At 72.1% G+C, this 20,489-nt stretch carries 20 protein-coding genes; 15 read left to right on the top strand and 5 right to left on the bottom strand.

From position 1 onward, the window contains the following. The first annotated feature begins 73 nt into the window (after positions 1–73). From ACIOWN_RS09635 to ACIOWN_RS09600, 8 genes are all read left to right on the top strand, one after another. Positions 74–700 carry an NUDIX hydrolase gene (locus tag ACIOWN_RS09635; protein WP_362346713.1) on the top strand — a complete coding sequence of 209 codons (627 nt, stop codon included), beginning with the start codon at positions 74–76 and terminating at the stop codon, positions 698–700. A 161-nt stretch (positions 701–861) separates the two neighbouring features. Next, a complete protein-coding gene (locus ACIOWN_RS09630; protein ID WP_401981360.1) occupies positions 862–2,958 on the top strand; it encodes a tetratricopeptide repeat protein in 2,097 nt (698 codons plus the stop codon). Positions 2,959–3,093: 135 nt separating this feature from the next. Then, complete coding sequence (ald, locus tag ACIOWN_RS09625) at positions 3,094–4,218, top strand: alanine dehydrogenase (protein WP_362346717.1); 1,125 nt, start codon at positions 3,094–3,096, stop codon at positions 4,216–4,218. 400 nt (positions 4,219–4,618) lie between these two features. Further along, entirely contained in the window at positions 4,619–5,755 is a 1,137-nt protein-coding gene (locus ACIOWN_RS09620; protein WP_100567648.1) for a ParA family protein, read from the top strand. After that, a complete protein-coding gene (locus ACIOWN_RS09615; protein WP_362346719.1) occupies positions 5,740–6,315 on the top strand; it encodes a hypothetical protein in 576 nt (191 codons plus the stop codon). Before ACIOWN_RS09620 ends, ACIOWN_RS09615 begins: the two co-directional genes overlap by 16 nt. 38 nt (positions 6,316–6,353) lie before the next feature. Further along, positions 6,354–7,454 carry a segregation/condensation protein A gene (locus tag ACIOWN_RS09610; RefSeq protein WP_362346721.1) on the top strand — a complete coding sequence of 367 codons (1,101 nt, stop codon included), beginning with the start codon at positions 6,354–6,356 and terminating at the stop codon, positions 7,452–7,454. Then, positions 7,451–8,125: an SMC-Scp complex subunit ScpB gene (gene scpB, locus ACIOWN_RS09605; protein WP_362346722.1), complete on the top strand. Its 675-nt coding sequence runs from the start codon at positions 7,451–7,453 to the stop codon at positions 8,123–8,125. Before ACIOWN_RS09610 ends, scpB begins: the two co-directional genes overlap by 4 nt. Continuing rightward, positions 8,125–9,186: a pseudouridine synthase gene (locus ACIOWN_RS09600; protein ID WP_362346724.1), complete on the top strand. Its 1,062-nt coding sequence runs from the start codon at positions 8,125–8,127 to the stop codon at positions 9,184–9,186. The genes scpB and ACIOWN_RS09600 overlap by 1 nt, the downstream gene beginning before the upstream one ends. Positions 9,187–9,368: 182 nt before the next feature. Here ACIOWN_RS09600 and ACIOWN_RS09595 read toward each other — a convergent pair whose 3' ends face one another. Next, a complete protein-coding gene (locus ACIOWN_RS09595) occupies positions 9,369–9,872 on the bottom strand; it encodes a Rieske 2Fe-2S domain-containing protein (protein ID WP_362346726.1) in 504 nt (167 codons plus the stop codon). A gap of 217 nt (positions 9,873–10,089) precedes the next feature. On the opposite strand from ACIOWN_RS09595, the gene aroH reads away from it, so the two are divergent. The 5 genes from aroH to der all read left to right on the top strand — a co-directional run bounded on the left by aroH (position 10,090) and on the right by der (position 14,579). After that, entirely contained in the window at positions 10,090–10,452 is a 363-nt protein-coding gene (aroH, locus tag ACIOWN_RS09590; RefSeq protein WP_362346728.1) for a chorismate mutase, read from the top strand. Then, positions 10,449–11,534 (top strand): prephenate dehydrogenase, encoded by a 1,086-nt coding sequence (locus ACIOWN_RS09585; RefSeq protein ID WP_362346730.1) that lies wholly within the window; start codon positions 10,449–10,451, stop codon positions 11,532–11,534. The genes aroH and ACIOWN_RS09585 overlap by 4 nt, the downstream gene beginning before the upstream one ends. 96 nt (positions 11,535–11,630) lie before the next feature. Next, positions 11,631–12,326, top strand: coding sequence for a (d)CMP kinase (cmk, locus tag ACIOWN_RS09580; protein WP_362346732.1), 696 nt, complete (start codon positions 11,631–11,633; stop codon positions 12,324–12,326). 77 nt (positions 12,327–12,403) lie between these two features. Next, positions 12,404–13,027 carry a lysophospholipid acyltransferase family protein gene (locus ACIOWN_RS09575; protein WP_362347224.1) on the top strand — a complete coding sequence of 208 codons (624 nt, stop codon included), beginning with the start codon at positions 12,404–12,406 and terminating at the stop codon, positions 13,025–13,027. 67 nt (positions 13,028–13,094) lie between these two features. After that, entirely contained in the window at positions 13,095–14,579 is a 1,485-nt protein-coding gene (der, locus tag ACIOWN_RS09570; RefSeq protein ID WP_362346734.1) for a ribosome biogenesis GTPase Der, read from the top strand. A gap of 55 nt (positions 14,580–14,634) precedes the next feature. Here der and ACIOWN_RS09565 read toward each other — a convergent pair whose 3' ends face one another. Continuing rightward, positions 14,635–15,048, bottom strand: a complete 414-nt coding sequence (locus ACIOWN_RS09565; protein WP_362346736.1) for a hypothetical protein — start codon at positions 15,046–15,048, stop codon at positions 14,635–14,637. Between the two features lie 37 nt (positions 15,049–15,085). Then, positions 15,086–15,919: a hypothetical protein gene (locus ACIOWN_RS09560; protein ID WP_362346738.1), complete on the bottom strand. Its 834-nt coding sequence runs from the start codon at positions 15,917–15,919 to the stop codon at positions 15,086–15,088. Positions 15,920–16,459: 540 nt separating this feature from the next. Here ACIOWN_RS09560 and ACIOWN_RS09555 point away from each other — a divergent pair. Next, on the top strand, positions 16,460–17,182 hold the full coding sequence (locus tag ACIOWN_RS09555) for a transglycosylase family protein (protein ID WP_362346740.1): 723 nt from the start codon (positions 16,460–16,462) through the stop codon (positions 17,180–17,182). Positions 17,183–17,595: 413 nt separating this feature from the next. Next, positions 17,596–17,811, top strand: coding sequence for an I78 family peptidase inhibitor (locus ACIOWN_RS09550; protein WP_362346742.1), 216 nt, complete (start codon positions 17,596–17,598; stop codon positions 17,809–17,811). A 37-nt stretch (positions 17,812–17,848) separates the two neighbouring features. Here ACIOWN_RS09550 and ACIOWN_RS09545 read toward each other — a convergent pair whose 3' ends face one another. Both ACIOWN_RS09545 and ACIOWN_RS09540 read right to left on the bottom strand, forming a co-directional pair. Next, the gene (locus tag ACIOWN_RS09545; RefSeq protein ID WP_362346744.1) at positions 17,849–18,880 is read right to left on the bottom strand and encodes a phosphatase PAP2 family protein; all 1,032 of its coding nucleotides are present in this window, start codon (positions 18,878–18,880) and stop codon (positions 17,849–17,851) included. Between the two features lie 242 nt (positions 18,881–19,122). After that, a complete protein-coding gene (locus tag ACIOWN_RS09540; RefSeq protein ID WP_362346745.1) occupies positions 19,123–20,325 on the bottom strand; it encodes a hypothetical protein in 1,203 nt (400 codons plus the stop codon). Positions 20,326–20,489 lie beyond the last annotated feature (164 nt).

The following is a 20,489-nucleotide window of genomic DNA, read 5'->3' as shown; positions in this document are numbered from 1 at the left end:
TACGGTTGCGGGGGTGCGTGCCGTCGAAGGCGCGCACCCCCGTTCTGTTTGCGCACGTCGGAAAGGGCAGGGCATGACGATCAAGGACATCCCGGAGGAGTGGGAGATCCGGGCCACCGGCACCCCGTTCGTCGGCGGCAAGACCTCCGTCCGCACCGACGACGTGGTCATGCCGGACGGCTCCGTGGTCACCCGCGACTACCAGGTGCACCCGGGCTCCGTGGCCGTCCTCGCCCTCGACGAGGAGGACCGGGTGCTGCTGATCCGCCAGTACCGCCACCCGGTGCGGCAGCGGCTGTGGGAGATCCCGGCGGGCCTGCTCGACGTGCCCGGCGAGAACCCGCTGCACGCCGCCCAGCGCGAGCTGTACGAGGAGGCCCACGTCAAGGCCGAGGACTGGCGGGTGCTGACCGACGTCTACACCACGCCCGGCGGCTGCGACGAGTCCGTGCGGATCTTCCTCGCCCGGGGCCTGTCCGAGGCGGTCGGCGAACGCTTCGCGGCGGAGCACGAGGAGACCGACATGGAGCACGCGCGGATGCCGGTGGACGAACTGGTGCGGGGCGTGCTCGCGGGCGAACTGCACAACAACTGCCTGGCGGTGGGGGTCCTGTCGCTGGTCGCCGCACGCCACGGCGACGGGCTGGACGCGCTGCGCCCGGCCGAGGCGCCCTGGCCGGCGCGCCCCTTCGCGTCCTGAGCGCGCCGCCGAACCTCGCGGTGTGACCATCGCCTGATCCGATCGGGCGACGTGTCCGTCGTGCTCCGCACAGTACGTCGCAGAGCGTGAACTAGGCTCTGGAAGCGCCCGGACCGGAGTCCCGGCGGGCTTGCACGTGCGGTGGGACGGGAGTGTGGCCCGTGACGGATCAGGCGGTGGACGCAGGCGGCGTGGGCCTGTCCGGCGGGGATCCGTTCCCCGCGGCCGCGAAGAGTCTTTTCCTGGGCCGCACACGGGAGTTGAAGGAGCTGCGCGCCGACATCGAGCGGACCGGCCTCGACACCCTGACCGGCCGCAAGGCACCCCGCGCACGCGTCCTGCTGATCGCGGGCAGGCCGGGCTCGGGCCGCACGGCACTCGCCGAGGAACTGGTGGAGCAGGTCGCGCAGCGTTACCCCGGTGGTGTGCTGCGCGCCAGGCTCACCGAGCCCGACGGCACCCCCGTGGCGGTCGAGGCCCTCGCCCGCGACCTGCTCACCGCCCTCGATCTGCCGACCCCGCCCGGCGCCGCCGAGGAGGACCTGACCGAGGCCCTGCGCACCGCGCTCGCCGAGCGCCGGGCGCTGCTCCTGCTGGACGACGCGGCCGGCGCGGACCAGGTCGACGCGCTGCTGCCGGAGAACGCCGACTGCCTCCTCGTCGCCGTCTCCCGGGGCCCGCTCACCGGGATCGCCGACGTCCGCCCGTGCACCCTGGGCGGCCTGGACACCAAGTCCGGTGTGGAACTGCTGGCGCAGCGCATCGACCCGGTGCGCATCACCGTCGACCCGCGGGCCGCCGAGAGCCTGGTCGAGGTCTGCCAGGGCCAGCCCGCCGCGCTGGCGCTGGCCGGCGGCTGGCTCGCCGCCCACCCCCAGGCGGCCGTCGCCGATCTCACCAAGCAGCTGCGCGCCGACCCCGACGAGGGCTCCGTCCTCGGCCGGGTGCTGCGGTTCGTGCACGGCACCCTGTCCGGCACGGCCGCCCGGCTGCTGCGGCTGCTCTCCCTCGCCCCGGCCGGTGACGTCGACCCGCAGACCGCCTCGGCGCTCGCCGGCTGCTCGGTCGAGGCCGCCCGCGGTCTCCTCGACGACTTCGCCGACCTCGGGGTGCTGCGCGCCGTCCCCTCGTCGCTGCCGTGCTACGAGGTCCCCGGCTGTCTGCACCCGCTGCTGGCTGAGCTCGCCGAGCGCCAGGACCGCCCCGCCGAGCTGCGGCTCGCCCGCGCCAGGATGCTGGAGCGGACCGTGCGGCTGCTCCAGTCCTGCCGGGCGATCACCGAGACCGACAGCCCCGAGACCAGGGAGAAGCTCAAGAGCCTGCCTTCCGGGTTGCGCTTCGCCACGCCGCGGGCCGCCGAGAGGTGGCTGCGCGCCCGCAGGCCCGCCCTGCTCGCCGCGGCCCGGCTCGCCGTCGCCGACGGCGAGCTGGACACCCTGGCCCGCCGTCTGATGTCCCAGCTCGTGCGGGCCATGGTGGCGCACATCGGCACCCAGGCCGCGGCCGCCGACCTCTACGGCGTCCACCGGCTCGTCCTGGACGTGGCCGAGCGGCGCGGGCTGCCCCGGGAGAAGGCCGCCGCCCTGCTGAACCTCGCCGACCTGGACGCCCGCACCGGACGTACGGCGGGGGCACTGGCCCGCTACCGGGCCGCGCTGGACGCCGGACGGGAGGCCGAGGACCCGTACGCGATCAGCCGCGCCATGGAATCCGTAGGCAGCTCCCACCAGGAGCTCGGGGACTACGACCGGGCCGCCGACTGGTTCGGCCGGGCCCTGGCGCAGCGGCTGGCGCGTGAGGAGCGCGAGGACGCCGCCCGCCTCTACGGCCGCATCGCCGCCGCGCACACCTACACGGGCCGCTACGGCGAGGCGCTGCGCAACTGGCGGGCGGCCGCCGCCGTGCACCGGAAGTTGGGCGATGTCGCCGCCCACGCGCGGGCGTTGAGCGAGCTGGCGCGTGTCCAGGAGTACGCCGGGCGGCCCGAGGACTGCCTGCGCACCTGTCAGGAGGCGGTCGAGTGGGCCGGCCGCGCCGAGGACGTACGGCTCCAGGCGGCGCTCCAGCTGCGGCTCGCCGACACCCTGGAGCGGCTGGGCGACGCGACCACCGCGGCCCTGCACCGCCGGGCGGCCCGGCGCCTGCTCGACGCCGAAGTCGAAGAGGTCCCTGCGGCCGAGGACGGCGGCCCGGAGGGCCCATTGACGGAAGAAGGCGCCAATGCCTGCGAAATCCGCAGTGCATCCACTGAAGATTGATGCAATGAAAGGCTAGACAGACGGAACGCCTTCATTAGACTGGTGCTGCCGCTCGTTCTCCTGCGGTGTCGCCTGGTATGCCTCCGCGTGCCGGGGTACGTCTGCATTTGCCCCACATTCTCTGAGTCAAGGACCGTGATCGACGTGAAGGTCGGCATCCCCCGCGAAGTCAAGAACAACGAGTTCCGGGTGGCCATCACCCCCGCAGGCGTGCACGAGCTCGTGCGCAACGGCCACCAGGTCGTCGTCGAGCGGAACGCGGGTGTCGGCTCCTCGATCCCGGACGAGGAGTACGTGGCCGCCGGTGCCCGGATCCTCGAGACCGCGGACGAGGTCTGGGCCGCCGCCGACATGGTGCTGAAGGTCAAGGAGCCCATCGCCGAGGAGTACCACCGCCTCCGCAAGGACCAGATCCTCTTCACCTACCTGCACCTGGCCGCCTCCAAGGAGTGCACGGACGCCCTGTTGGAGTCCGGCACCACGGCGATCGCCTACGAGACCGTCGAGCTCCCCAACCGCGCGCTGCCGCTGCTCGCCCCGATGTCCGAGGTCGCGGGCCGCCTCGCGCCGCAGGTCGGCGCCTACCACCTGATGCGCGCCGCGGGCGGCCGCGGTGTGCTGCCGGGCGGTGTCCCGGGTGTGCCGGCCGGCGAGGCCGTCATCATCGGCGGTGGCGTCTCCGGCTGGAACGCCGCGCAGATCGCCATCGGTCTGGGCTTCCACGTGACGCTCCTGGACAAGGACATCAACAAGCTCAAGGAGGCGGACAAGATCTTCGGCACGAAGATCAAGACCGTCGTCTCCAACGCCTTCGAGCTGGAGAAGGCCTGCGTCGAGGCCGACCTCGTGGTCGGTGCCGTGCTCGTCCCGGGCGCCAAGGCCCCGAAGCTGGTCAGCAACGAGCTGGTGTCCCGGATGAAGGCCGGAAGTGTCCTTGTCGACATCGCGATCGACCAGGGCGGCTGCTTCGAGGACTCCCACCCGACCACGCACGCCGAGCCGACCTTCAAGGTCCACGAGTCGGTGTTCTACTGCGTCGCCAACATGCCGGGCGCGGTGCCCAACACCTCGACCTACGCGCTGACCAACGCCACGCTGCCGTACATCGTCGAACTCGCCAACCGTGGCTGGGTGGAGGCGCTGCGCCGTGACGCGGCGCTGGCCAAGGGCCTCAACACCCACGAGGGCAAGGTCGTTTACCGCGAGGTCGCGGAGGCCCACGGCCTGGAGCACGTCGCGCTGGAGTCCCTGCTCGGCTGAGCGGGTCGCCAAGTCGCCAAGGCATGAAAGGCGATACGTCAACTAGTGTCGTCAACCTCGCACGGCCGGCCGGACCTTGCCCCACAAGGTCCGGCCGGATGTGTGTATGGTCACTTCGCCGCACTCGGTCAACTCGCCTCGAACGCAACCATTCGACCGATTCACGCACCGGTGAAACCTGCCGTGCGACGCTCGTACGCCCTTGACAGAGGGATGTTCCATTACCGACACATCGGGCCGGGTCCGGCGGATTGTGTTGCTGCGGACCGCCGACACGCCATAGAGTCGCCAAACGTCGGCATGGTGCCACGCTGACCTGTCTAGAAGTCCCCTGGTCACCAAGGAGGTAAGACGACTTGTGAATGAGTCGACATTTTCTCCCGGGGGTGGTCAACCAGGAATGCCTGCGCCGGGCCAGGGCCCCACGCGGCTCGAGGCTGTCGGCTCCGTCGCTGTGCGCACCTTCGCAGCCCACCAGAGTCACCGGACAACAGGAGTGACTCAGCCAGCACCCCCAAGCATGGATGGCCATCACGTGAACGCCATGGCCGGCGACGGAAGTGGCGCGCCCCACAACCACTTCGCCGACTACGACGAACTGCCCGACGGGCACTTCTACGACCCCGACGCCGAGTACGAGCCCGACCCCGAGTACGCGGCCACGCTCGCGCCCGACGCGGCCCGCCAGCGCCGTGAGCGCATCGGCCCGACCGGACGCCCGCTGCCGTACTTCCCGATCCCGGGTCCGCTGACCGACCACGGCCCCGCGAAGATCATCGCGATGTGCAACCAGAAGGGCGGCGTCGGCAAGACCACGTCGACCATCAACCTGGGTGCCGCGCTAGCGGAGTACGGCCGCCGTGTCCTGCTCGTGGACTTCGACCCGCAGGGCGCGCTGTCGGTGGGTCTCGGCGTCAACCCCATGGAGCTCGACCTCACCGTCTACAACCTGCTCATGGAGCGGGGCATGTCCGCGGACGAGGTCCTGCTGAAGACGGCGGTCCCCAACATGGACCTGCTGCCCAGCAACATCGACCTGTCGGCCGCCGAGGTCCAGCTGGTGAGCGAGGTCGCGCGCGAGTCGACGCTCCAGCGCGCCCTGAAGCCGCTGATGGACGACTACGACTACATCGTCATCGACTGCCAGCCCTCGCTCGGCCTGCTCACCGTCAACGCCCTCACGGCCGCGCACAAGGTGATCGTGCCGCTGGAGTGCGAGTTCTTCGCGCTGCGCGGTGTGGCCCTGCTGACCGAGACCATCGAGAAGGTCCAGGAGCGCCTCAACCCGGAGCTGGAGCTCGACGGGATCCTGGCCACGATGTACGACTCGCGCACCGTGCACAGCCGCGAGGTGCTGGCACGTGTCGTCGAGGCGTTCGACGACCACGTGTACCACACGGTCATCGGACGCACGGTCCGCTTCCCGGAGACCACGGTCGCCGGTGAGCCGATCACCACGTACGCCTCCAACTCCGTCGGAGCCGCCGCCTACCGCCAGCTCGCCAGGGAGGTGCTCGCCCGGTGTCACGCCGAGTGAGTCTGCCGGGGGCCGACGAACTGTTCCGTACGACAGGGGGAATGGCGCTCCAGCCGTCCACTCCCCGACGCCAGGCAGGCGGCGAGGCACGGGTGCCCGCCCCCGCGGGGGAGAGCGACCCGACCGCCGCAGGCGAGGACGCGCCGCAGTCGGTGCCCGCGCAGGGCGGCGACGGCGAGGGCGCGGAGCACGTGGCGGTGGAGGCGGGGCCGACGGACACGGGCGAGTCCCGCAGCCGGTCCACGACCGCGGAGCGCCCCGTGCGGCGCTCGGCGGCGCCGCAGGAAGGTTCTGCCCCCGCGGCCGAGCAGCCGCGCAAGCGGGGCCGCAGCGCGGCACGCCGGCCGAGCGGCCGCGAACGGCACGACGAGAAGATCACCGTGTACGTGTCCGCCGAGGAGCTCATGGACCTCGAGCACGCCCGTCTGGTGCTCCGCGGCGAGCACGGACTCGCCGTGGACCGGGGGCGCATCGTCCGCGAGGCGGTCGCCGTGGTGCTGGCCGACCTGGAGTCCCGGGGCGAGGCAAGCATCCTGGTACGGCGGCTGCGCGGGCGTTAGCCGTCCGAGCGGGCCGCAGGCGGTAGCCTGCGACGGCCATGACCTCGAACGACGCTCCCACCCCCACCGGCCGACGGCGCGCCCTGGGCCGCGGCCCGGGAACGGCAAGCGACTCCCCGGCCCACCCCTCCGCACCGCCTGCGCCCCAGGACGAGCGTCCCGGACCGCCGGCCGCGCCCGCGGAGCCCATGCCCGCACCCGGGGCTGCCGAGGAGCCTTCTGGGCCCCCGGCGGAACTCCCCGGAGGCGCCCCGGCGGGGCCGGCGACCGAGCTGCCCGCCGAGCCCGCGCCGGAGGCCGGCGACGGGGTGTTCAAGGTCCGGCTGGTCAACTTCGAGGGGCCGTTCGACCTGCTGCTGCAGCTGATCTCGAAGCACAAGCTCGATGTCACCGAGGTGTCGCTGTCCAAGGTCACCGACGAGTTCATGGCGCACATCCGGGCCATGGGGCCCGACTGGGACCTGGACCGGACGACCGAGTTCCTGGTCGTGGCCGCCACCCTGCTCGACCTCAAGGCGGCCCGGCTGCTGCCCGCCGCCGAGGTGGAGGACGAGGCCGACCTCGCCCTGCTGGAGGCCCGGGACCTGCTGTTCGCACGGCTGCTCCAGTACCGCGCGTACAAGCAGATCGCCGACATCTTCAGCCGCCGGCTGGACGACGAGAGCCGGCACCACCCCCGCACCGTGGGGCTGGAACCCCACCACGCCGAGTTGCTGCCCGAGGTCGTCATCAGCATCGGCGCGGCCCGCTTCGCCGAACTCGCCGTCAAGGCGATGCAGCCCAAGCCCAAGCCGCAGGTGTACGTCGACCACATTCACGCGCCACTGGTCAGTGTGCAGGAGCAGGCCGGGATCGTGATCGCGCGGCTGCGGGAGCTCGGTGAGGCCGGCTTCCGTGAGCTGGTGGCGGACACCGACGACACGCTCACCGTCGTGGCCCGCTTCCTCGCCCTGCTCGAGCTGTACCGCGAGAAGGCCGTGGCCCTTGACCAGGAGACCGCGCTCGGCGAGCTGACCGTGCGCTGGACCGGCGGTGACGGGGACGAGGCGCCCACGGTGACGGACGAGTTCGACCGTCCGCCCGAGGTGCCAGAGGAATCCGGCGAGCCCAAGGAGCCCAAGGAGGAGATGAAGGCGTGAGCGAGGAGACCACCGAACCGTCCGCGGGCCCGGCCGCCGTCGCCGGCCTCGACCTGAAGCCCGCCCTGGAGGCCGTCCTCATGGTCGTGGACGAGCCCGCGACCGAGGAGCACCTGGCGAAGATCCTCCAGCGGCCCCGCCGGCAGATCGCGGACGCGTTGCGCGAACTGGCCGACGAGTACACCGTGCAGGGGCGCGGCTTCGAGCTGCGGCTGATCGCCGGCGGCTGGCGTTTCTACACCCGCCCCGAGTACGCGGCCGCCGTCGAGGGCTTCGTCCTGGACGGCCAGCAGGCCCGGCTCACCCAGGCCGCCCTGGAGACCCTCGCCGTGGTCGCCTACCGCCAGCCGGTCAGTCGCAGCCGGGTCTCGGCCGTCCGCGGAGTCAACTGCGACGGCGTCATGCGGACCCTGCTCCAGCGCGGTCTGGTCGAGGAGGCGGGCGCGGAACCCGAAACAGGTGCGATCCTGTACAGGACGACGAACTACTTCCTGGAGCGGATGGGCCTGCGCGGTCTGGACGAACTCCCGGAGCTCGCGCCCTTCCTCCCGGAGGCGGAGGCGATCGAGGCCGAGACCCAGGAGGGCGTACCGTCGTTCGACCCGGACGCTCCCGATGACGCGCCGGGCGCAGACGGCGACCACACGACGAACACGACGACGGAACTTTGATGCGAAGCAGCGGCAGCGGCAGGAACGGCGGGCGCGGCAACCACCGCGGTGCCGGCGACAACAGGGACGAGCGGCAGGGGCAGGGCCGCCCCCGCAAGCCCCGACCCGAGGAGCGCCGCTACGACGTCGGCCCCGGCGCGACGAAGGACGGCCCGAAGTCAGGGCGCGGCGGATCCGCGCGCGGCGGCGTCAAGGGCGGCCCCAGGCAGCCCCAGCAGGGCGGCCGTACGGCTCCGGCCCGCTCCCGCGAGTACGAGACGCGGATGGAGGAGCGCAACCGCGACCGGTACGCCGGCAAGAAGGACGTCAAGCTGCCCAAGACCTTCCCGGGCGCCGAGCAGGAGGGCGAGCGGCTGCAGAAGGTACTCGCCCGTGCGGGGTACGGTTCGCGGCGCGCCTGCGAGGAGCTGATCGAGCAGGCCCGGGTCGAGGTCAACGGCGAGATCGTCCTGGAGCAGGGCCGCCGGGTCGACCCGGAGAAGGACGAGGTCAAGGTCGACGGGCTGACCGTGGCCACGCAGTCGTACCAGTTCTTCTCGCTGAACAAGCCCGCCGGTGTGGTCTCCACCATGGAGGACCCGGAGGGCCGCCAGTGCCTCGGTGACTACGTCACCAACCGCGAGACGCGCCTCTTCCACGTGGGCCGGCTCGACACCGAGACCGAGGGTGTGATCCTGCTCACCAACCACGGCGAGCTGGCGCACCGGCTGACCCACCCGAAGTACGGCGTGCGCAAGACCTATCTCGCGCACATCGTCGGCCCCATCCCGCGGGACCTGGGCAAGAAGCTCAAGGACGGCATTCAGCTGGAGGACGGCTACGCGCGCGCGGACCACTTCCGGGTGGTCGAGCAGACCGGCAAGAACTACCTCGTGGAGGTCACCCTTCACGAAGGCCGCAAGCACATCGTCCGCCGCATGCTCGCGGAGGCGGGTTTCCCGGTCGACAAGCTGGTCCGCACCGGCTTCGGACCCATCACCCTGGGCGACCAGAAGTCCGGCTGGCTGCGCCGACTGTCGAACACCGAGGTCGGCATGCTGATGAACGAGGTCGACCTCTAGGCGTCGTCAGGACGTCCGGGCCGTCCGGGCCCTTGGGGCCCCGGACGGCTCAGCCGTCTCCCCGGCAGGCCGACGCGCGGCGGACACGGCGCAGAGAGTCCGCCACGCGTCGGTGATCGGGCTCCGCGCGGAGCGGGGAGCGGGGAGCGAGTGGGAGAAACGCGCCCCCGCGGCGCGGATCCTCACAGCAGGTGGACGGAGTTCCCCTCGACCTTGATCTGCTTGACGGGGAGCGGTCTGACGGCCGGGCCGTGGGCCACCGAGCCGTCGGTGACGTGGAACCTGCTGCCGTGGCAGGGGCAGTCGATCGTGCCGTTGGCCACCCTGTTCACCGTGCAGCCCTGGTGGGTGCAGATCGCCGAGAAGGCCTTGAACTCGCCCTTCTCCGGCTGGGTGACCACGACCTTCTGCTGCGCGAAGACCTTGCCCCCGCCCACCGGGATGTCGGCCGTGCTCGCCAGCTCACGCCCGGCGGCGGTCCCCTCGGTGGCCGGGGAGGTCGCCGCCGGGTGGGACGTCATCGAGGTGGGCGACGCCCCCGTGGGGGAGGCCGTCTTCGGGGGAGAGGTGGCCTCCGAGGCGGGTGACGCCTCCGAGTTGCTGCTGCCGGTCTTGCCGCAGCCCGCCGCCACGAGCGCCGCCGCACTCGTGGCGAGCACCGTGCGCCGCGTAGAGCCCTGGGTCATGTCATCACTCCGGGGGTTCCGGGGGAGGGGAAGAGCTCCGAGCGGAGCAGCAGCATTTTCGCATCGAACACCATGAAGTCGAAGCAAAACGGGGCAGCACGCGATAAACCACCCGTTTCACCTGTTGTCTCAGCGAGCGGGCGGCGCCCACCCGTCCCACGCGGTCTGACTAGGCTGGATGCCCGAGACCTGATTCACCTCAGCAAGGAGCAGCGTCGTGGCGGTACGAGCGGTCCGGGGAGCCGTCCAACTCGAACGGGACGAGGCCGGCCACATGGACGAACAGGTGGGGGCGCTGCTCACCGCCGTCCTGGAGCGGAACGGCCTGAGCGCCGACGACCTGATCAGCATCTGGTTCACGGCCACCCCCGACCTGCACAGCGACTTCCCGGCCGCCGCGGCCCGCAAGCTCGGCATCGTCGACGTACCGCTGATCTGCGCCCAGGAACTGGACATCGCGGGCGCCATGCCCCGCGTGGTCCGCGTCCTCGCGCACATCGAGTCCGACCGGCCGCGCGACGAGATCGCGCACGTCTACCTCGGCGCCGCGGCCGCCCTGCGCAAGGACATCGCCCAGTGAGAAACGCACTCGTCATCGGCACCGGGCTGATCGGCACCTCCGCCGCCCTGGCCCTCGCCCAGCGCGGGGTGGTCGTGCACCTCGTCGACCACGACCCGGAGCAGGCCCGCACGGCGGCGGCGCTCGGCGCCGGCACGGACGCGGCCCCCGACGGCCCGGTCGACCTCGCCGTCGTCGCCGCGCCGCCCGCGCACGTGGCGGGAGTGCTCGCGGGCGCCATGCGCCGGGGCGCGGCCCGCGGCTACCTGGACGTGGCCAGCGTCAAGGGCGGCCCGCGCCGCGAGCTGGAGTCGATGGGCCTGGACCTGTCCGGCTACATCGGCACGCACCCCATGTCGGGCCGCGAGAAGTCGGGTCCGCTGGCGGCGACCGCGGACCTCTTCGAGGGCCGCCCCTGGGTGCTCACCCCCACCCGGGACACCGACACCGAGGTCCTCAACCTCGCCCTGGAGCTCGTCTCGCACTGCCGAGCGGTCCCGGTCGTCATGGACGCCGACGCCCACGACCGTGCCGTGGCCCTCGTCTCCCACATGCCCCACCTGGTCTCCAGCCTGGTCGCCGCGCGCCTGAAGAACGCGGAGGAGGCGGCCGTACGGCTGTGCGGGCAGGGCATCAGGGACGTGACCCGGATCGCGGCCTCCGACCCGCGGATGTGGATCGACATCCTCTCCGCCAACCCGGGACCGGTCGCCGACCTGCTCTCCGACATCTCCGTCGACCTGGAGGAGGCCGTGCAGGCCCTGCGCGCCCTCCAGTCCTCCGACGAGGCCAAGCGCCGCGAGGGCGCCACCGGCATCGAGGACGTGCTGCGGCGGGGCAACGCCGGACAGGTCCGGGTCCCCGGCAAGCACGGATCCGCGCCGCGGGTGTACGAGATCGTCGCGGTCCTCATCGACGACCAGCCCGGGCAGCTGGCCCGCATCTTCGCGGACGCGGGGCTGGCCGGGGTCAACATCGAGGACGTGCGCATCGAGCACGCCACCGGGCAGCAGGCCGGTCTGGTGCAGCTCATGGTCGAGCCGAAGGCGGCATCGGTCCTCACCTCGGCCCTGCGGGAGCGGGGCTGGTCCATCCGCCAGTAAGAGGGCGTCCGGGAAGCCAGTAACCTTGTGCGGGGCGCCCTCGCGTCCCGCACACCACCCACCACCCTTCACCCTTCACCAGGAAGGTGCCCCGCTGTGGAAATCGGCGCTGCCCGGACCGCCCTGCCCGTGATCGTCGCCATCGACGGACCCTCCGGCACGGGCAAGTCGAGCACATCGAAGGCCGTGGCCACGCAGCTCGGCCTGAGCTACCTGGACACCGGCGCCCAGTACCGGGCGATCACCTGGTGGATGGTGACCAACGGGATCGACATAGAGGACCCCACCGCGATCGCCGCGGTGGCCGGCAAGCCCGAGATCGTCTCCGGCACCGACCCCGCCCACCCGACGATCACCGTCGACGGCGTGGACGTGGCCGGTCCGATCCGCACCCAGGAGGTCACCGCCAAGGTCAGCGCGGTCAGCGCCGTACCGGAGGTGCGGACCCGGATCACCGAACTCCAGCGCTCGCTGGCCACGTCCGCCGAGACGGGGATCGTCGTCGAGGGCCGCGACATCGGCACCACCGTGCTGCCCGACGCCGACCTGAAGATCTTCCTCACCGCCTCCCCCGAGGCCCGCGCCGCCCGGCGCAGCGGCGAGCTCAAGGGTGTCGACGTCCATGCCACCCGCGAGGCCCTGATCAAGCGGGACGCGGCCGACTCCAGCCGCAAGACCTCCCCGCTGGCCAAGGCCGGCGACGCGGTCGAGGTGGACACCACCGAGCTGACGCTGGCGCAGGTCGTCGAGTGCGTGGTCACCCTCGTCGAGGAGAAGCGGGCCGCGAAGTGAGCCGTCCGCCGGAGCCCGCGGCGGGCCCGCCGTCGGAGCGCGGCGCCGACGTCGGCCGGCGCATCGGCGTCGGGCTGATGTACGGGCTGTGGCGCCCGCGCGTGCTGGGTGCCTGGAAGGTGCCCGCCACCGGTCCGGTGATCCTCGCGGTCAACCACGCGCACAACGTCGACGGCCCGATGGTCATGGGCGTGGCACCCAGGCCGGTGCACTTCCTGATCAAGAAGGAGGCGTTCGTCGGCCCGCTCGGCTCCTTCCTGACCGGCATCGGCCAGCTCCAGGTGGACCGGCACTCCGCGGACCGTTCGGCGATCACGCGGGCGCTCGGTGTCCTGAAGCAGGGCGGCGTCCTCGGGGTCTTCCCCGAAGGCACCCGGGGCGACGGCGACTTCGCCTCGCTGCGGGCCGGGCTCGCCTACTTCGCGGTCCGCAGCGGCGCCCCGATCGTCCCGGTGGCCGTGCTGGGAAGTTCCGAGAAGCCCGGACGGTTGATAAAGGGACTGCCTCCGCTGCGCCACCGGGTCGACGTGGTCTTCGGCGAACCGTTCGAAGCGGGCGAGGACGGCGGGCGCCGTGTGCCCGGCGGCATTACTCCGTTGACCCGCCGGGCCCTGGACGAGGCCACCGAGCGCATCCAGAAGCAGCTCACCGGCCACCTGGAAAACGCCAGGCGCCTGACCGGGCGCCAGGGCGACACTTGAGTAGTGGATCACCGCGAACCGGCGGTGGTTCACCGATCACCACGATGAACGACGAGGTACGGACTTCATGAACGACGACATCCAGCCCGACGGCTCGGCAGAGCACGAGTACGAGCACGGGGCGCTCGGCGACGCCGAGTACGCGGAGTTCATGGAGCTCGCCGCGGTAGAGGGCTTCGACATCGAGGACGTCGAGGGCGCCATCGAGGCCGCCGGACACGGCCCGCTGCCCGTCCTCGCCGTCGTCGGCCGCCCCAATGTCGGCAAGTCGACTCTGGTGAACCGCATCATCGGCCGCCGCGAGGCGGTCGTCGAGGACAAGCCGGGCGTCACCCGCGACCGCGTCACCTACGAGGCCGAGTGGGCGGGCCGCCGCTTCAAGGTCGTCGACACCGGCGGCTGGGAGCAGGACGTCCTCGGCATCGACGCCTCCGTGGCCGCGCAGGCCGAGTACGCCATCGAGGCCGCCGACGCGGTGGTGTTCGTCGTCGACGCCAAGGTCGGCGCCACCGACACCGACGAGGCCGTCGTACGGCTCCTGCGCAAGGCGGGCAAGCCGGTCGTGCTGTGCGCCAACAAGGTCGACGGCCCGAGCGGGGAGGCGGACGCCTCGTACCTGTGGTCGCTCGGCCTCGGCGAGCCGCACCCGGTCTCGGCACTGCACGGCCGCGGCACCGGCGACATGCTGGACCGCGTCCTGGAGGCGCTCCCCGAGGCGCCGCGCGAGACGTTCGGCGGGGGCGGCATCGGCGGCCCGCGCCGGGTGGCCCTGATCGGCCGCCCGAACGTCGGCAAGTCCTCGCTGCTGAACAAGGTGGCGGGCGAGGAGCGCGTCGTCGTCAACGAACTGGCCGGCACCACCCGCGACCCGGTCGACGAGCTGATCGAACTGGGCGGAAAGACCTGGAAGTTCGTCGACACCGCCGGCATCCGCAAGCGTGTCCACCTCCAGCAGGGCGCCGACTACTACGCCTCGCTGCGCACCGCGGCCGCCGTCGAGAAGGCCGAGGTCGCCGTCATCCTGATCGACGCCTCCGAGTCCATCTCGGTGCAGGACCAGCGGATCATCACCATGGCCGTGGAGGCGGGCCGCGCGCTCGTCATCGCCTACAACAAGTGGGACACCCTCGACGAGGAGCGCCGCTACTACCTGGAGCGGGAGATCGAGACCGAACTCGCCCAGATCGCGTGGGCCCCGCGCGTCAACGTCTCGGCCCAGACCGGGCGGCACGTGGAGAAGCTGGTCCCGGCAATCGAGGCGGCGCTGGCCGGCTGGGAGACCCGGGTGCCGACCGGCCGTCTGAACGCCTTCCTCGGCGAGCTGGTCGCCGCCCATCCGCACCCGATCCGGGGCGGCAAGCAGCCACGCATCCTGTTCGGCACCCAGGCCGGCACCAAGCCGCCGCGGTTCGTGCTGTTCGCCTCCGGGTTCATCGAGGCGGGCTACCGGCGGTTCATCGAGCGACGGCTGCGCGAGGAGTTCGGCTTCGAGGGCACGCCGATCCACATCTCGGTGCGGGTGCGCGAGAAGCGCGGCGCGAAGAAGAAGTAGCGGTGACGGCGAAGGGGCGGCCCCGGGCAGGGGCCGCCCCTTCGCCGTCGGCGGATCAGATTCCGCCGCGCCGGGCGGGCGGCAGGGCCGCCGGGACGTGGTGCATCCCGGTGTCCTGACGGCCGATCGTCCCGACCCGCTGCCACTGCGCCTGCTGCCGGCCCGTGACATGGCGGGTGCTGTAGGCCCCCAGGCTGTAGGCGCCGTACACGGTGGAGCCCGTGTCGTGCGGCAGGTTCCCGAACGCTACGAAGCCCAGATCCTCCTCGCCGCTGCGGTCGCCCGGCAGGGTCCGGTAGGACTTGACGAACTCGGCGTAGAGCGCGTCGTAGATCGGCGTGGCCGAGAGGCCGCCGTGATGATCCTGAGGTGCCCGCGCCGGTGGTACCTCCCTTCCCGAGCGCAGTCGAGAGCTCGGGGAAGGGATCGGCGGATAGGACTGGCGGCGGGGAACGTCATATGCGTGCACGTATCTCCAAACGACCCCGAATCGGAAGGGATGCGGCTCAGGTCCCCGCGAGCGGCAGGGTCGCCGCGACCAGCCGCCCGCCCGCCGCGGCCTTGTCCAGCGCGTCCCGCAGCAGGTCTTCCCGCGGCTGGCGGCCGATGGACCCGACCGGCGCGGCGAACATGATCACCTGCTGGTGCTTGTTGGCGGCCGCCCGCCAGCCGTCGGTGACCTGGAGCGGCTGGTGCGCCTGCCACCAGGCCACCGGCTGGCCGCCGCCTGCCTGGGGCTGGAGGACGGCGTGCAGCTGGCCCATGGCGAGCAGCACCGACCAGCCGTGCAGCACCGGTGGCACGGCGGCGAGTTCGGTCACCGGGACGTAGCCCTGCTCGACGAGCAGCGGCAGGAACTCGTCGCCGGTACCCAGCGAGCCCGGACGCACGATGGGCGCGGTCGGCTCGACGACCAGGGCGGGGTGCAACTCCCCGGTGATCAGGACGAGTCCGCTGGTCACCCCGAGCACGGCCTGCTCCGGCACCGCCGTCCGGGGCGCGGCCTGCTGGGCCGTGGACCACTGGGGCGGGGCCTGCTCCGGCACCCTGCCGGAGGGGTTCGTGTCCGCGTGGATGGAGCGGACCGCACCCCGCAGCTGGTCCTCGGTGACCTGGACGACCTGCGAGGGCAGGCAGGTGGCGTGGGCGAAGGCGAGCACGGCGGTCTCGTCCCCGACGAACAGGACGGTGCTGGTGCGCTCCTGTTCGGAGTCGCCGGGAGTGCGGCAGGACGTGCAGTCGTAACTGCCCGGGGCGTTCTGTCCGGCGAGCAGCCGGTCGGCCTCTTCGTCGCCGATCTCGGCGCGTACGGCGTCACTGACGTCGAGCATGCGCGGCACGGGTGGCTCCCTCGGGATGCGGTACGTGGCGGAGCCGGGTGGCTCCCGGCCCTGAACCGGGAGGGACCCGGCTCATGAAGAAGACAACGGGCGATCTGTGGCGGGAGTCACGCCCTCCGGCGAACGGAATCGAACCATCCCGTGCGGAGGGTGACGCGCCGTGCGGAATCCGGCACTCACGGTCAACTCCCCCCAAGTTCAAGGGGGTTGAGTCGGTGAAGTGAGTCACAGATCGCCGGTGCCGGTGGCCGACAAATCAGGAAATCAGCGAATGAAGTGGGTGGCAAAAAATTTCCTCTACCGCCGGTAACCGTCAACTGGCCTGGCAGAACGGGCCGTTGGTTGCTCCGGACTCCGCCCGCTCCTTACATTCCTCAGCCGTGTGCAACGAGCACCGCTCGGGAACGTCCGCCGACCGCACCGGGCCGAGTACGACTCGGCCCGGCCTCGTGCGGCGGACGGGGCGAGCGCGCCGACCGCGTCCATGCGCGGCGGGCGCGCCCGGCCTGGGGGACCCCGGGTGTTTCGAGAGGGATCCACATGTCCGAATGTGCCGATAAGAGCCACGACACCACTCGCGACAACGCCCGCAGGGCACGGACGACGGCGGCTCTCGCCGGGGCGGCACTGCTCGCCCCGCTCGGGCTGCTGGCAGCCACCGGCAACGCCCACGCGGCGGACGGCGGCGTGTGGGACCGCATCGCCCAGTGCGAGAGCGGCGGCAACTGGCACATCAACACCGGCAACGGCTACTACGGCGGGCTCCAGTTCGCCGCCGGCACCTGGCGCGCCTACGGCGGCACGGCCTACGCGCCCACCGCCGACCAGGCCTCCAGGGACCAGCAGATCGCCGTCGCCACCAGGGTCCAGCAGGCCCAGGGCTGGGGGGCGTGGCCGGTCTGCTCGGCCAGGGCCGGGGCGTACGGCGGCGCACCCGCGGCCGGATCGGGTACGGAAAGGACCGCGACCACCGGATCGGCGCACAGCACACGGAAGTCGGTGAACAAGCCGGTCCAGGAGGGCGACCGGTCAAGGACACGCAACGCGGTTCCGCCGCGGCGGCCGTCGACGGCGCCGGCACGCGAGGCGGGCCACACCAACCGCGGTGCCTCCCGCGGCGAGTACACCGTGCGCGCGGGGGACACGCTGAGCGGAATCGCCGCCCGGCACGGAACCACCTGGCAGCGGCTGTACGCCGTCAACAGTTCCGTCATCGGCGACGATCCCGACCTGATCGTGCCCGGCCAGCGCCTCGAGATCTGAGCCGCTCCGGCTCGCGCCACGGGCACCAGGCCCCGTCCGGTCCACCGACCGGGCGGGGCCTTCCGCAGTCCGGCGGGGCACCGGCTCCGGCAGCGGAACGGCCGAATTCCTGTGCCGTGCCGGCTCCCTGGTGCGGCCGCGGATTCCGAATGCGCGGCAGCCTTGGGGAGGTCGGGGAACGCTTCTCCCGGCGCATTCGGCGGGGCTTTTCCCGGTGCTGCGCCGGCTGCCGGAAATTGTGTGTGTACGACTGCGGAAGACGGGCTGAACCGCCCGTACGTGTGACGCAGCGAGACCGCTTCGGACGTGGGGACCTGTGACAGAAGCGTGACAGGAGGGACTGGAGTCATCGAAGTGACCCGTGTGTACGGGGCGGGCTTTCCCCGGGGCGGTCCGGCACCTAGCGTGGCGGTATGGCACCGAATCCCACTCCGCCCGCGGAACCCCAGGACAACCCCGACGCCTACGTCGGCCTCGAGGCCGGACAGGCCGAACGGCTCGCGCGCGAACGGGGCTGGAGCACGGTGCGGTCACTGCCGCCGGGCGCGATCATCACCATGGAGTACCGGTTCGGGCGGCTGAACTTCGAGGTCAGGGACGGCCGCGTGGTACGGGCCTGGAAGGGCTGAACCGCCGCGGACGCTCCGGCCCCACGGCGGTCCTCCGTCAACTGCCCGTCAGGGGGCGCGCCGCCGAGGCCGTGTTGCGCGTGACGCGCTCGTTGTGCGGCGGTCTGCGGCTGCCGGCCGGGGTGACCGGGGTGCGCTCCGAGCGGCCCGTGTGCCGGCCCTGGGCGACGTGGGCCGGCGTCCGGGACGCGCGTCCCGCGCCGACCGTCCCGTGGACCGCCGGGGACTCGTCCGCGGCCGGGGCACGCGGGGTGAGCACGACGGGGGCGCCGACCGGTGCGGCGGGCGCGGGCACCGGTGTCCGGCGGCCGCGACGGGCGCGCCAGCGGTCGCGCAGGTCGAACAGGGCGACCTCGGTCCGGGCGATCAGCGGCTCGAACCACGGCAGCGCCAGCAGGATCAGCAGCCCCGCGGCCCAGCCGAGGAGCACGTCGCTCAGCCAGTGCGTCCCCAGGTAGACCGTGGTCAGGCCGACGCCGAGCGCCGTCACCGCGGACAGTGCCGACAGCCAGCGGCGCGCCCTCGGCGTGGAGGCCAGATAGGCCAGGATGCCCCAGGTCACCACGGCGTTGGCGGTGTGGCCGCTGGGGAATATATCGCCGCCCAGGCCCATCTCGTTGGAGCCGATGACGGTCGCGTAGTGCGGTCCCAGACGCCCCATGCCGATCTTCGCGGCGCCGACCGTGGCGTTGAGCAGCAGCAGTGAGGCGGCGAGGGTCAGCAGCGGGCGCAGTGTGTGCTGCCGCCAGGAGCGCCAGCCCAGCCACGCGCAGACCATCACGGCGGTGGGGCCGCGCTGGCCGAGCACCACGTAGTAGTCGAGGAACGCGTGGATCTGCGGCCACTGCTGGTACGGCCGGAAGAACATGACCTGCCAGTCGAGCCGGACCAGCCACGAGGTGGTGATCACGGCCCAGACGATCGCCAGGTAGAAGGCCAGGGTCGCCGAGAGGAGCACGAACCGGTGGCGGCTCATTCGCGGCATGTCGATGTGCGCCGGCCGTTGCGGCTCACGGTCCAGCCTGGCGAACACCCGGTCCAGGCGGGTGAGGGTTCGTTCGGTACGCACCCAATCGACGTTACAGCGAGTGAGGTGTGTTCCCTGACGAAGCACGTGATTTGTGATGACCACGTGATGTGGGATTGCTCTCAACGGGGCTTTATATCCACGGAATCCGCAATCACGAACGAACCCGTCCCGCATTTCCTTTGATCATTCCGGCGGACACTTATGCGGCACTTATGAATGCGTTGATGTGTTGACCGAACGCCGGGATGGAATTCCGCGCGCCCTCGGCAGGACGGGCCCGGTCACGGGGGACCGGAGCCGTTCAGCCAGAACGCCCCGTAGACCGCCGAGGCCACCGCGACGGAGCCCACGATCAGCGCCGCCCGGGCCACGCGCGTCCGGGCGAGCGCCGACGCCGGCGGCAGCAGCAGCGGGAAGGCGGGCAGCAGCAGGCGCGGCTTGGAGCCGAAATAGCTCGACGCGCACAGGGCGAGCGCGGTCACCACTCCCGAGTACACCAGCAGCGCGAGCGGTTGCCGCTGCCGTACACCGACGACGTACAGCCGGATCACCGCGGCGACCCCGGCGATCAGCGCGATCCCGGCGAGGGCCGAGGGGAAGGACGTGAACTTGTCGGCGACGAAGCGGGCGAAGGCGTACCCGCCGTCGAAGCCGTTGCGCCAGCCGGCCTGGACGTCGAGATAGCCGAAGGGGCCCTTGCCGGTGCGGTGGCCGACCCACAGGACGTATCCGGCGGCGCCGAGCGGGGCGAGCGCCATGCCGAGCAGGCGGCGGGCGGTGGCGTGCCCGGCGACGGCCGGGGAGTGAACCGTGTCCCGTGCGCCGTCCGCCGTCGTCGCGCGCCGGTCTCCCACGAACGAGGCAAGCGCCGCCGTCCACACCGCGGCGACCACCGCGAGACCCACCGGCCGGGTCAGCCCCGCCGACAGTGCCAGCGCACCCGCCGTCACCCAGCGGCCGGTGAGCACCGCGTACAGCGCCCAGGCGGCGAGCGCCGTGAACAGCGACTCGCTGTAGGCCATCGACTGCACGATCCCGACCGGCAGCACCGCCCACAGCAGTGCCGCGGCGACGCCGACGTCGCGGCCGTACACGTGATCGGCCACCGCGAAGATCCCCCAGGCCGCGGCGAGCGAGGCGAACAGGCTGACGGCGAAGCCCGCGTCGGCGTACGACAGCGGGCTCACCGCGGCGAGCAGCCGTTCCAGCCAGGGCAGCAGCGGGAAGAAGGCCAGATCCGAGTGCACGTCACCGTTCGGCAGGCTTATCTCGTGGCCGTAGCCGCCTCCGGCCACCCCGGTGTACCAGAGCGAGTCCCACCGGGCGGTCAGCAGCGTGTACCAGCTCTTGCCCCGCTCGGCGCTCCACAGCGCCAGGGCGACCAGGCCCAGCGCGCGCACGGCTGCGTACCCGAGGAGAGCCGGGGCGGCCCGCCGCAGGGCCCCGGCACGTACACCCGCCACGTGCGTCGCAAGATCGATCACGGACTCGATTATCGGCGCTGCCGGAATCCGGAGCCGCCACCGGGGCACGCTCACAGGCCGCTCACCAGGCACGCAGGGAGGGCCCGCGGTCAAGCGGAGTGGCGTACGCCACATGGGTTGGGCGCGTGCTCTGAGAGGTGGGCCACGCGCCAACCGGGCGAATG

The organism is Streptomyces sp. NPDC087787 (assembly GCF_044743035.1).
Classification (GTDB): domain Bacteria; phylum Actinomycetota; class Actinomycetes; order Streptomycetales; family Streptomycetaceae; genus Streptomyces.
The sequence above is the reverse complement of the archived record's forward strand: the minus strand, read 5'-3'. Positions and strand labels throughout refer to the sequence as shown.